Raw genomic sequence first — 12,772 nt, forward strand, 5'->3', positions numbered from 1 at the left:
CCCTGCCGCCTCGCCCGCGCACCGCCGCCCGCCTCCCCGAGCCCGTCCCTCCTGCGTTCGTGCGCGCCCCCCCCCCCCGCGCCCCCCCCCCCCCCCCCACGCCGGGCGATGCTCTCGACGTGGGCGGAGAGGTCCGAGGGACGCCCTCGGTGCACCCAACGCACCCAGGGACGCCCCCGTCGCACCCAACGCACCCAGGGGCACCCTTGTCACGCCCCACGACCCGGCGGACTGAAGGGCGTCCAACAGCACATCCGACGCCGCAGCCCCAGACCCCTTGGTGAGAAAGCCATTCACGGCCTTCCGGGGCACAAACGGTCCATTCGCGACAGACGACGCCCCGCGACAGCACCCCGAAAGCCGTGAAGGCCTCCTTACCGGCGTCCAGCACCGGTAAGGAGGCCTTCACGGACCTACGTCGGAAGAACCTCAGCCCACAGAACGGACGTTCGAGGAGACCAGCGCGGCGAGCCGGTCGCCGATCGCCTGGGTCGCGCCCGGCGAGGCCTGGTCGCGCGTCGCCAGGTCGAAGGCGACCGACGCCTCGATGCGCCGCGCGGCCTCCTTCTGGCCGAGGTGGTCGAGCAGCAGCGACACCGAAAGCACCGCGGCGGTCGGGTCGGCGAGACCCTGGCCCGCGATGTCCGGGGCGGAACCGTGCACCGGCTCGAACATGCTCGGGTTGCGGCGGGTGATGTCCAGGTTGCCGCTCGCGGCGAGGCCGATGCCACCGGTGACCGCGGCCGCGAGGTCGGTGATGATGTCGCCGAACAGGTTGTCGGTGACGATCACGTCGAACCGGGACGGGTCGGTGACCAGGTGGATGGTGGCCGCGTCGACGTGCGAGTAGGCGACGGTCACCTCCGGGTGCTCCAGGGAGACCTCTTCGACGATCCGCGACCACAACGACCCGGCGTGCAGCAGCACGTTGGTCTTGTGCACCAAGGTCAGGTGCTTGCGCGGACGCTGCTCGGCGCGGTTGAACGCGTCGGCCACGACGCGGCGGATGCCGAACGCGGTGTTGACGCTCACCTCGGTGGCGATCTCGTGCTCGGTGTCCTTGCGCAGCAAGCCACCGTTGCCCGCGTACGGCCCTTCGGTGCCCTCACGGACGACGACCATGTCGACGTCGCCGGGGTCGGCCAGCGGGCCGCGCACACCGGGATAGAGCCGCGCCGGGCGCAGGTTCACATGGTGGTCGAGCTCGAAACGCAGGCGCAGCAGCAGGCCGCGCTCCAGGATGCCGCTGGGCACCGTCGGGTCGCCGACCGCGCCGAGCAGGATCGCGTCGTGCTGGCGGAGTTCGCCGAGCACCGACTCCGGAAGCAGCTCACCGGTGGCGTGCCATCGGGCGGCGCCGAGGTCGTAGTTCGTGATCTCCGCTGTCGGTACCACTTCACCGAGCACCTTCAGCGCCTCGGAGACCACCTCGGGCCCGATCCCGTCACCTGGGATCACCGCGAGCCGCATCCACACACCTCCGTCGACCAGGCCACCGGGTCCGGATGGCCCATCCGCAACAAACGCCAGCAGGCGGAAGGTTACCGGCCGTAGACAAGGCGTCGTAGCCGCACCACCCTTATGCCGGATCCCGACCGGGGCCCAGTCAGCCATCCGGGTGAAAACAGTGGGGGCTTTCCCAGCCGTTGAGACAAGGAAAGCCCCCACCACCTCAGTGCTTTCCGGGGTGGACCGCCGTGGTCAGCTCACCCCGATGGGCTGACGTCCGGTGTGGCGCCCCGGAGTGTCCCGCCCGGTGTTCTGCGCGTTCCCGGCCGCCTCGACGCGCACCACGCCCGCCCGGTCGCCCGCGGCGTTGTGGTGCTCGATCGCGAGCAGGCCGAGCGGTTTGTCCGCCGCCGCCGAAGCCGCGTTCCGGTTCACGACCAGCGCCGTTCCCGGCTTGGCCACGTAACCGATCGCGGCGTCGCCGCCGCCCTGCACCGCGTAACCCGGTGCGAGAACGTCGAACGACAGCGGACCGTCGACGGAGTCGATCGTCGAACTCGTGCTGCCCGGTGCGGCGTAGAAGCCACTGGTACCCACCGTGTAGCTGATCCGCTGCGATCCACCGTTCGGGTCAATTCCCAGCGCCGCGATACGCACCGGCAACACCACCACGTTCGTGTCGAACACGTTGGTGTCCACGTCGCCGAGCTGGCCGTTGACCGCCTGGAGGTCGACCCGCGGGTTACCGGGCTTGGTCAGCGAGACCGTGCTGACCAGCAGGACGTCGGAGGACGTCGCCTTGGTCACGTAGGTCTCGAAGTCCGGCTTCCCGTCGCCGTTGGTGTCGATGTCGACGAACACGGTGGTGTTGCTGCCGAGGTTCGCCCAGTCGCTCCAGGTGGACACACCGAACGCGAGCAGCGCGTCGTCCGGGTTGCCCTGTTCCTTGGCCAGCGGTGCCGTCGAAGCCGCGCCGACGTAGCGGATGTCGCCGCCCTTCGCGGTGCGGTTGAGCGTGCACCCGGTGACGACGTCGCTGTCGCATTCGGGCAGCTGCGGGGATTCCGCCTGCAGCTCGAGGACGCTGATCAGCGACCGGTAGCGCTGGGCACCGGTGCCCTGGTCGACACCCTTGCCGGTCAGGTTCAGCACGGCCTGGTCCTGACCGGGGCCGAACTTCACGGTGCCCGGGGTCTTGATCGACGAGACCGGCTTCGGCGCCGAGTACACCGAAACCCGCAGCGGCACGGTCGCCCCGTTCTTCGGGGTGAACGCGACGCGGCCGGAAGCGTCGGCGACGAACTGGCGCGCCAGGCCGGCCTGGGTGGCCGCCATGGTCGGGTCCATGACCTTGCGCAGCGCCTTCGGATCGGTGACCTTCAGCGTCACCTTGACCTTCGCGATGCCACGCGGGCTCAGCTTCACCGACGGTTTGTCCACTGTGTACTCGACACCGGGCAGCGCATTGACGGCCTCGTAGCCCACGGCGTACTCGACCGGGGTGACACCCTTGTTGACGACCTTGAGCGTCTTGGTCAGCGTGACCGGCCCGCCCGCCTCGACGGTGCCGAAGTTGACGGTCACCGCGCCAGGGTCGTCGGCCACGTAGGCCAGGACCTGGTTGTCCAGCGCGGCTTTCGCGTCGATCCGGCCGCTGCCGACGCGCTGCGGCGCGTAGGTGTGGCCCGCCGCGTCGTGCACGTCGTGCCCGGCGGTGTCGATCACCGCGGCCTTGACCTCCTCGACCGACCAGTCCGGATGGGCCTGGCGGATCAGCGCCGTGATGCCCGAGGTGTGCGGGGCGGCCATGGACGTCCCGGAAAGGACGGTCCTGCCGTTGCCGCTGCCACGGAACGCCGAGGTGATCGTGTCACCGGGCGCCGCGACGTCCGGCTTCACCGCGGGACCGCGGCCACCACGCGAGGTGAACGAGCTCGGAGTGTCCACAATGGTCTTGTCGTAGGTCTGGACACTCACCCGGCCCGCGCCGGCAAGGTGCACCCGCAGCGTGCCCGCGGTGAGCGCGGGGCGCGTCGCGGTGGTGGCGCTGCCGGTCAGCTGGAACATCGGCACGGCCGCGTTGCCCGCGATCCCCGCGCTGAAATGCTCCAAAGTGGACGAAAGCAGCGCACCGGCGGCGCCTGCGGCCTGCGCGTTGTTGGCGCGCGCCGCGGAGCCGCACGGACGCGTCGCGTCGTTGTCGTCCCATTCGAGCCAGACGATCTTGCCCGCGGCCTTCGCTTTGTCCTCGGCCGAATACGGCTGGCAGCCCGCGCTGTTGGCCGCCGAAAGCGCGACAACGGGCGCGGTCACGTCGAGCTTGTCGTACCCGGCGAAGTCCTGGCTGAACTGCCCGGTCCGCTGAGCGGGGGCGGGAGCCGTCACGTCGATGGCGTCCCGCAGCACCCCGGCGTCGCGGCTGCTGGCCACGGTCAGTGCCTCGGGCGTGCTGCCCGGCGAGCCGCCGATGTCGTTGATGTCGCCGCCGTTGCCCGCGGAGAACACCGGGAGCACGTTGTTCGCGGCGAGCTTGCGGACGAACAGCGAGTCCGGGTCGTCCGGCGCGCCGAAGTCCATGCCGAGCGAGAGGTTGACGATGTCGAGGTGATCGGTGAAGTCGCCGTCGCCGTCGGGGTCCAGCGCCCAGTCGAGCGCCTGCGAGGTGACGTTGGTCGAGCCCTTGCAGCCGAACACCTTGATGGCGTAGAGCAGGGCCTTCGGCGCGGTGCCCGGCCCGATGCGCATCTCGTCGAGCTTCTTGCCGGTCAGCTTCTTGTAGTCGCCGGTGAAGGTGCTGCCGTCGGCGTTCACGCCGAACCCGGCGATCGTGCCCGCGACGTGCGTGCCGTGCTCACCGCAGGCGAGCGGGTTCGGATCCGGGACCGGCGTGGGCGAACCCAGTTTCCCGTTGGCGTCGTAGCCGTCGCCGACCAGGTCGGTGCCGCCGACCACCTTGGCGCTGGGGAACAGCGGATTCGGCTTCGTCGAGTCGACGCTCTTGTACGCCTCGGGCGTGCCCGGCCCGCCGAAGTCGGCGTGCGTGTAGTCGATGCCGTCGTCGATGACGCCGACGCGGATCCCGTCGCCGAACTTCCCGGTTTGCTGCCAGCTGCTGAGCGTGTTGGTCAGCTGCTCCGCGCTGGCATTGGTCCGGGTCTTCGGCACCACCGTGCGCACCGAGACGACGTCGGGCCGCTTCGCGACCTCGCGCAGCTTCGCGGCGTCGGCCGTGACGACCGCGCCAGGGACCGCGTTCGCGGTCTGGGTGACCAGCTGCGTGCGCGCGTCGGCGGCCTTGAGCTGCCCGAGCACGGAGTTCACCGCCGCGGCGGTGTCCGCCTTGGCCGCGCGGGCGGCCTGCTTGGCCTTCTCCTTGCCCGCGCCCTTGCCCTGCTCGTCGTTGAACGCGTCGACCGCCGGCTTCTTCGCCACCTCGACGAACGCGGTGACCTGCCCCTGCGCGGTGTTCAGCCGCGGCTCGATCTTGCCGTCCAGCGCGGCCTGGTCGATCTTGGCCTTCCCGGCGCTCTCGGCGAGCGGCGCGTCCTGCGCCGAGGCGACGGGCGTTCCCGCCACGGCCGTCGCCAGCACCACGGCGAACAGCGCGGTGGATGACCGCACCGCCCAGCCGGGTAAGCGGGATCTGCTCATGGGTGGCTCCCCTTACTCGAGACCTGGATGGAAGAACCTGCCTGCGGCCCGAAACCCCCGACGGTGAGCCGCGGCGCCGCGCCGTGCCCTCGCACGGCGCGTGGTTCAGCCTCGCGAACCGAACTTAATGGCAGGAAACACCTACTTCGGTAGGCAGCTTGCTCCGTTACGTGAATGTGATTGCCCGCCAGGACCTGCCAATAAGTGGCGAAAAAGACCGCGCCCCACGACAGTACTTTGCCTAATCTGGACATCGTGAACCACTGGCAAACCCACCCGGCCCTGTCCGGCGACCACGTCCGCCTCGAACCGCTGACCGCCGACCACGCGAAAGGCCTGTTCGAGGCGGGCAAGGACCCCGCGATCTGGACCTGGCTGAGCCTGCGGCAGCCCGCCGATCCGCCCGCCGCCGAGCGCATGGTCGAGAAGATCCTCGCCGACCGCACCCGCCAGGCGTGGGCGCAGATCGACGCGAAGACCGGGCGGGTCGCCGGAACGACGTCGTATTACCAGGTCAGCGAGGCCCACCGGATCCTGTCGATCGGCTTCACCTGGCTCGGCGCGGACTGGCACCGGACCGCGCTCAACACCGAAGCGAAACTGCTGTTGCTCACGCACGCCTTCGAGACGCTCGGAGCGCAGCGGGTGAGCTGGGAGACCGATATCCGGAACCTGCGCTCGCAACGCGCCATCGAACGGCTCGGCGCGCTGCGGGAAGGCGTGCTCCGCGCGCACCGGATCCGGCCGGACGGCTCGTCGCGGGATACCGTCGTCTATTCGATGGTGGAAACCGAATGGCCACCCGCGAGGCAACGGCTGCGCGAACGCCTGTCCGCGTTTTCCACGGGCTGAAACGGCGAAAAGCCGCACCAGGCCTGACCTGGTGCGGCTTTCGACGGAGGAAATCAGCCGAGATTCACGGCGCGGATCGTGTGCGCGCCGACGGCGGCGCCGATCGGCTCCAGCACGTGCGCGTCGACCGCGCGGTCCACGCGCAGCAGCATGACCGCGTCGGAGCCATCGGTGGTCTGGCTGATCTGCGCGGCCTCGATGTTGAGACCGGCCTCGCCGAGCAAGGTGCCGACGCGGCCCATGATGCCGGGACGGTCCGGGTACTCGAGCAGCAGCACGTCACCCTCGGCCCGCAGGTCGAAGTGACGGCCGTTGACCTCGACGATCTTTTCGACGTCGTCCTTGCCGGTGACCGAACCCGACACCGACAGCGTGGTGCCGTCGCCGTGTACCGCGCGCACCGTGACCAGGCTGCGGAACTTCGGGCTCTCCGACTCGGTCACCAGCTCGACCTGCACGCCCAGTTCCTCGGCCACCTGCGGCGCGTTGACGAAGGTGACCTGGTCGTGCACGACACCGGCGAACACGCCGCGCTCGGCGGCGAGCGCCAGCACGCTGGTGTCCTCAGTGGACAGTTCGCCCTTGACGACGACGGTGACCGAGGTCGGCGCCTTCGGCTTGAGCGCGGTGAGCACGGTGCCGAGCTTCTGGGTGAGCGAAAGGTAAGGCCGGACGTGCTCGCCGACCGCGCCGCCGCCCGAGACGTTCACCGCGTCCGGCACGAAGTCGCCGCGCAGCGCGAGCAGCACCGACTTGGCGACGTCGGTGCCCGCACGGTCCTGCGCCTCGGCGGTCGAGGCGCCCAGGTGCGGGGTGACCACGACGTTGTCCAGCTCGAACAACGGGCTGGACGTCGTCGGCTCGGTGACGAAGACGTCGATCCCGGCACCGCCGACGTGGCCCGAGCGGAGCGAGTCGGCCAGCGCCTCCTCGACGATGAGCCCGCCACGCGCGGCGTTGACGATGATGACGCCCGGCTTGGTCTTCTTCAGCGCCTCGGCGTCGATGAGTCCCTTGGTCTCCGGGGTCTTCGGCAGGTGGATCGAGATCGCGTCGGCCCGCTCCAGCAGTTCGTCGAGCGTGACGAGCTCGATGCCGAGCTGCGCGGCGCGAGCGGCCGAAACGTAGGGGTCGTAGGCGATGAGCTTGGTGCCGAAGGCGGCGATGCGCTGGCTGAACAGCTGGCCGATCTTGCCGAGGCCGACGACACCGACGGTCTTGCCGTTGAGCTCGACACCGGTGTACGCGCTGCGCTTCCACTCGCCGCCACGCAGGCTCTGGTCGGCGGCGGGCACCCGGCGGGCGACCGCGAGCAGCAGCGCGACGGCGTGCTCGGCGGCCGAGACGATGTTCGACGTCGGGGCGTTGACCACCAGCACGCCACGCTGGGTGGCGGCGGGGACCTCGACGTTGTCCAGCCCGACGCCGGCGCGGGCGACGACCTTGAGCTGGGTGGTGGCACCGAGCACCTCGGCGTCGACCTTGGTGGCCGAGCGCACCAGGAGCGCGTCGGCGCTCTTCACCGCCTCGAGCAGCGCCGGGCGGTCGGTGCCGTCCACATGGCGGACCTCCACCTCGTCACCGAACACACTCAGCACCGAAGGCGCGAGCTTTTCCGCGATGAGGACGACGGGCTTGTTGGGCTTGCTGCTCACGTTGCGGCTCCCACTATCTGGTCACTGAGTCGAGGACGCTCGGTGCTGGATCAACCGATGGACGAATCGGCGCACGCCGTTGTGCCCGGTTGAGCGGGAGTTTAGCCCGGGGCGCCGTCACCTCGCTGCCCCCGTTGTTAACTTGCCCGTAATCCCTCGAAAACAAGCGTCAACAGGCGCTCCATGCCACGCTCCCCCGGCAGGTGCGTCCCGGCCCAGGAAGCACCGTGCGACAACAGAAGCAGCTCACGGGTGGTGACGTCGGCGCGCAGCGCGCCTGCCTCCTTGGCCCTGTCCACCAGATGGGACACCGCGTCCTGCATCGCGTGACAGGAAGCATGGAGCCGGGACTCCGGATCGTTGATCGCGTCGGCCATCAGTTCGACGAGGCCGTGGTAAGCGCCCGCCGTGGTGCCGAGCCCGATGAGCCAGGTGTACAGCCCGTCGAGCGGGTCTTCGGCGGTGAGTAACTCCCGCGCCTTTTCCGCCTGACCGTCGAACCGGTCCCGCAACAGCGTTTCGAGCAGGGCCTCCCTGGTCGGAAAATGGCGATAGAGGGTGCCGATACCGACTCCGGCACTGCGCGCGATGTCTTCGAGCGAGGCGTCCACGCCGCGTTCGGCGAAGGCGCGCCTCGCCTCGGCCAGCAGGCGTTCGTAGTTGCGGCGGGCGTCCGCCCGCATCGGCTTGACGTCGGTCATCTCGGTTCCGACCTTACCGGGTGACAAATCGGAGGCAGCCTCCGTATAGTAACCGGAGGTAGCCTCATCTTACTGGAGGGAAGCAGGGATGACCCTGATCGAGGAAACCCGGAACCGGCTCGGCGCCGTCGGCGTCTGGCTCCCCACCGCGCCCATGGCACCCCCGCCGGACGCCGAGCGTTCGGCCACCCGGCGCCTGGCCGAACTGGGCTACGGCTCGGTGTGGAGCGGCGAAGGACCGGGCACCCGCGAAGTGTTCGCGCATTTCGGCGATCTGCTGGCTTCGACGGAGAACGTCGTGCTGGGGACCGGCATCGCCAACGTCTGGTCGCGGCCCGGCCGGACCGCGCAGAGCGGCGGGACGACGCTGGCGCAGGCCTACCCCGGCAGGTTCGTGCTCGGCGTCGGAATCGGCCACGCGTTCCAGGCCGAGAAGTACGGCGAGAAATACCGGCCCTACGAGAAGATGCGCGGCTATCTGTCCGAAATGGACGCTACGGCGGCCGAGAAGCCCCCACCGGTCGCCTTTCCCCGCGTGCTCGCGGCCGTCGGCCCGAGGATGCTGGAGCTTTCGCGTGACCACGCCGACGGCGCGCATCCGTTCGCCCAGCCCGTCGAACACACGCCGTACGCACGCGAGATCCTCGGGCCGGACAAGCTGCTGATCCCGCAGCAGACCGTCCTGCCCGGCACCCGCGAAGACGCGAGGGAACACGTTCGCCGGACGGTCGGGCAGATGCGGGACCACAACGTCAAGGGCTACCTCGACGGCTGGAAACGGCTCGGCTACACGGACGCGGAGATCTCCGGGCCGAGCGACCGGTTCGTCGACGGCCTGGTCCTGTGGGGCGACGGGAAGACGATCGCCGGGCGCCTGCGGGAACTGCTCGACGCCGGGGCCGACCACGTGCTGCTCACCCCGGCCGCCGGAACCTTGGAGTCCATTGTGGACATCCTGACGAAGCTGGCTCCGGCGGTGCTGGGGGTGACGCGATGAGTGTCGGGCTCTGGACCTTCGCCTTCGATGGCAAGGAAATCGGCGAGGTCCGCACAGCGGCGGCCGAGGTCGAGTCGCTGGGCTTCTCGGCGCTCTGGTTCGGCGAGTACCGCGGCCGGGAGGCGTTCACCCAGGCGTCGTTGCTGCTCGCGGCGACGAGCACGCTGACCGTCGCGACCGGGATCGCGCGGTTCTCCGAACGCGAGGCCACAACCGCCGAGGCGGCCGGGCACACCCTCGCCGAGGCGTATCCGGGCCGGTTCACGCTCGGGCTCGGCGGGCATCGGCCCGGCAGCGGCGTCGTCACGGCGATGCGCTCCTACCTCGACGCGATGGACGAGGTGGACCTGGATGTTCCCGGCGCCCGGCCGCGCCGGGTACTCGCCGCGCTGGGACCGAAACTGCTGGAGCTGGCGGCGGCGCGGACCGACGGCGCGCATTCGTACTTCGTCCCGCCGGAGCACACCGCGTTCGCGAGGGAGACGATGGGACCGGACGCGTACCTCGCGGTCGAACAGGCCGTCGTGCTCGACGCGGACCCCGGGCGGGCGCGGCGGATCGCGCGCGAGCACGTCGGCGGGTATGTCCGGCTGGCAGCGCACCAGCGGGCGAACCTGAAGCGGCTGGGCTTCACCGACGCCGATCTCGCCGACGGCGGCAGTGACCGGCTCGTCGACGCCATCGTGGCGTATCGCGGTGAGCGGGAGATCGCCGACCGCGTCCGGGCGCACCTCGACGCCGGTGCCGACCACGTCTGCGTCCAGGTCCTCGACGGGACCGACGGCATTCCCGTGGAAGGCTGGCGCCGCCTGGCCCCGCTCGTGCTCTGAGCGTCCGGGGGGGTGGGCTGCGGTAGCGTGGCGGGTGCGCGGTGAGGGCCGCGTCCCGTCCGCGGAAAGGGCCGAGCCCACCCCCGTACGACCGCACCACCCACCAGCCACCTTCTTTCCTGCCCGGTGCCTGCGGACCACGGGCGTGACAGGGAAGGAGGATTCCCGTGAGCACCCTGCCCGAGAAGCCCAGCCTGGAATACCTGCGCAAACGCGCGAAGGATCTCGCGCGCGCGGAGTCGGTCAAGCTGTCGGAGGCTCAGTTCCGCATCGCCCGGCAGCACGGTTTCCCGAGCTGGCCGAAACTCCAGGCGTACGTCCGGCGTGTCAGCGAACACGGCGACGGGCTCCAGCACGCCTACCACCAGGACACCGCGTACTACGCCGAGCGCGCGACAGGCCTGCTCGCGTCCGCCCAGGACGAAACGCCCGGCGCCCGCGAAACCTTCGAACGCTGGCACCAGCCGCTCACCCCCGACGGTGCGCGCACGGTGGTCGCGCGTCAGCACGGGTTCAGTTCCTGGCGTGCCCTCCGCGGCCACGTGAAGGACCTCGCGGACAGCGGCGAACCGTTCGCGCGGGCTTATCAGCTGGTGGAGGCGCGGGACGTCGACGGGCTCGCTCGGATCGTGACGCAATTCCCCGCTCTGGTGCACGCCGTCGGCACGAACGGCAACGATCTGCTCGGCATGGCGGGCGCGACCTGCGACGAGCGGCTGGCCAGGGTCCTGCTCGACCGCGGTGCCGACCCGGCGCGGCCCAACGTCCACGGCTGGACACCATTGCACCAGGCCGCGTACTCGAATCTCCCGCTGCTGCTGGACATGCTGCTCGACGCCGGCGCGCCGACGGACGTGTCCGCGCGGGGCGACGGCGGCACTCCGCTGATCGTGGCGTTGTTCTGGGGACACCGGGAGGCCGCGGAAAAGCTGGCCGCCCGTGACCTGGCCCCGGCGAATCTCCGCGTCGCGGCCGGACTCGGGAACGCGGACCTGCTCGACGAGCTTCTCGCGCCGGACGGCACGCTTTCCGCCGCGGCCGGGGAACACCGCGAGTTCTACCGGCCACACAGCGGATTCCCGCGGTGGCGCCCGTCCGAGGATCCGGCGGAAATCCGCGACGAGGCGTTGAGCTGGGCCGCCCGCAACGGCCGGACGGGCATCCTCCGCACGCTCGTCGAGCGCGGCGCGGCACTCGACGCCGACGTCTATCGCGGCACCGCGCTGACCTGGGCGGCCGCGCAGGGCAAGACCGCCGCGGTCCGCACACTGCTCGGCCTCGGCGCGGACGTCAACCAGCGCACCACCTTCGGCGGTCCCGAGCACGGCGCGGGTGTCACGGCCCTGCACCTGGCGGCACAGGGCGGGCATCTCGACGTCATCGCCGCCTTACTCGACGCCGGTGCCGACCCATCCGTGCGCGACGCGTTGTACGACAGCACACCGGAAGGCTGGGCAGACCACTGTGGACAGTCCACTGCCCGGGAGGCGCTGCGTGGTTTGGCCCGATCCTGACGTCTCCTGGCCGCCGGGCACGTGGCAGGTGGTTCGACGTTCACCGAACAATGGCGTCATGCGAGCCATCAGCCAGCGCACCCTCGGCGGTCCCGAGGTCCTCGAAGAGGCCGACCTGCCCCGTCCCGTTCCCGGGCCGACCGAGATCCTCGTCCGCGTCCACGCCGCCGGTGTCAATCCGGTCGACTGGAAGAGCCGGGAGACCGGCGGCATGGGCACGCTCGGCGCGCCGCCGTTCGTTCTCGGCTGGGACGTCTCCGGTGTCGTGGCGGAGACCGGCCCCGGCGTGACCCTGTTCGCGCCGGGCGACGAGGTGTTCGGCATGCCGTGGTTCCCGCGTCAGGCCGGAGCGTACGCCGAATACGTCACCGCGCCGAGCCGTCACTTCGCGGCCAAGCCCGCCGGGCTCGACCACGTCCACGCCGCGGCCGTCCCGCTCGCCGGGCTGACCGCGTGGCAGAGCCTGCACGACACCGCGAAAGTCCAAGCGGGACGACGGGTTCTGATCCACGCGGCGGCGGGCGGTGTCGGTCATCTCGCGGTGCAGATCGCCAAGGCGCTCGGCGCGTACGTGATCGGAACGGCGAGCACGCCGAAGCACGAATTCGTGCGCGGTCTCGGGGCCGATGAGGTGATCGACTACCGGACAGCCGACTTCGCCGAGGAGGTCCGCGATGTCGACGTCGTCCTGGACACGATCGGTGGCGAATACGGGCCCCGCTCGCTGCGGACACTCAGGGAGGGCGGCACGCTCGTCCAGTTGACCCGGAACGTCGGCGAGAGCCTCTCCGAGGCCGCGGCGGCCCGCGGCGTGACGACCGGGCTGACCCTCGTCGAACCCGACCGTGCCGGCCTGCTCGCACTCGCCGAACTGATCGCGTCCAGGCGGCTCCGGCCGGTGGCCGGCACCGTGTTGCCGCTCGCCGAGGCGGCGAAGGCCCACGAACTCGGCCAGTCCGGCGGTACGACCGGAAAGATCGTGCTCAGCGTGGTGTAGCAATCCGGTGGACAAACGGAGTGGGGGGGGGGTGGGTGTGTTTTTTTGTGGGTGTTGTTTGTTTTTTTGGTGTGTTGTTGGGGGGTCCCTCTTTGTTTGGGGGGGACGCGGGGGGCGCCGTCGACG

Annotated in this window: 9 protein-coding genes; 5 read left to right on the forward strand and 4 right to left on the reverse strand. The window is 70.4% G+C overall.

Going from position 1 to position 12,772, the window contains the following annotated elements:
- Positions 1–429: 429 nt before the first annotated feature.
- Together ACFWX1_RS11560 and ACFWX1_RS11565 are read right to left on the reverse strand one after the other, a co-directional pair.
- On the reverse strand, positions 430–1,470 hold the full coding sequence (locus ACFWX1_RS11560; RefSeq protein ID WP_378325200.1) for a 3-isopropylmalate dehydrogenase: 1,041 nt from the start codon (positions 1,468–1,470) through the stop codon (positions 430–432).
- Between the two features lie 231 nt (positions 1,471–1,701).
- Positions 1,702–5,100, reverse strand: coding sequence for a S8 family serine peptidase (locus ACFWX1_RS11565; RefSeq protein WP_378386311.1), 3,399 nt, complete (start codon positions 5,098–5,100; stop codon positions 1,702–1,704).
- Between the two features lie 255 nt (positions 5,101–5,355).
- On the opposite strand from ACFWX1_RS11565, the gene ACFWX1_RS11570 reads away from it, so the two are divergent.
- A complete protein-coding gene (locus ACFWX1_RS11570; protein WP_378386313.1) occupies positions 5,356–5,952 on the forward strand; it encodes a GNAT family N-acetyltransferase in 597 nt (198 codons plus the stop codon).
- Positions 5,953–6,005: 53 nt separating this feature from the next.
- Here ACFWX1_RS11570 and serA read toward each other — a convergent pair whose 3' ends face one another.
- Together serA and ACFWX1_RS11580 are read right to left on the reverse strand one after the other, a co-directional pair.
- Positions 6,006–7,607 (reverse strand): phosphoglycerate dehydrogenase, encoded by a 1,602-nt coding sequence (gene serA, locus ACFWX1_RS11575; RefSeq protein ID WP_378386315.1) that lies wholly within the window; start codon positions 7,605–7,607, stop codon positions 6,006–6,008.
- Positions 7,608–7,744: 137 nt separating this feature from the next.
- Entirely contained in the window at positions 7,745–8,308 is a 564-nt protein-coding gene (locus ACFWX1_RS11580; RefSeq protein ID WP_378386317.1) for a TetR/AcrR family transcriptional regulator, read from the reverse strand.
- An 88-nt stretch (positions 8,309–8,396) separates the two neighbouring features.
- Between ACFWX1_RS11580 and ACFWX1_RS11585 the strand changes: the two genes are divergently transcribed.
- From ACFWX1_RS11585 to ACFWX1_RS11600, 4 genes are all read left to right on the forward strand, one after another.
- The gene (locus ACFWX1_RS11585) at positions 8,397–9,305 is read left to right on the forward strand and encodes a TIGR03620 family F420-dependent LLM class oxidoreductase (RefSeq protein WP_378386319.1); all 909 of its coding nucleotides are present in this window, start codon (positions 8,397–8,399) and stop codon (positions 9,303–9,305) included.
- Complete coding sequence (locus ACFWX1_RS11590) at positions 9,302–10,135, forward strand: TIGR03620 family F420-dependent LLM class oxidoreductase (RefSeq protein ID WP_378386320.1); 834 nt, start codon at positions 9,302–9,304, stop codon at positions 10,133–10,135. Before ACFWX1_RS11585 ends, ACFWX1_RS11590 begins: the two co-directional genes overlap by 4 nt.
- A gap of 167 nt (positions 10,136–10,302) precedes the next feature.
- On the forward strand, positions 10,303–11,649 hold the full coding sequence (locus ACFWX1_RS11595) for an ankyrin repeat domain-containing protein (protein WP_378386322.1): 1,347 nt from the start codon (positions 10,303–10,305) through the stop codon (positions 11,647–11,649).
- Between the two features lie 58 nt (positions 11,650–11,707).
- Positions 11,708–12,646 (forward strand): NADP-dependent oxidoreductase, encoded by a 939-nt coding sequence (locus ACFWX1_RS11600; RefSeq protein WP_378386324.1) that lies wholly within the window; start codon positions 11,708–11,710, stop codon positions 12,644–12,646.
- Positions 12,647–12,772: the final 126 nt, after the last annotated feature.

It is taken from the genome of Amycolatopsis sp. NPDC059021 (assembly GCF_042739895.1).
GTDB lineage: Bacteria > Actinomycetota > Actinomycetes > Mycobacteriales > Pseudonocardiaceae > Amycolatopsis.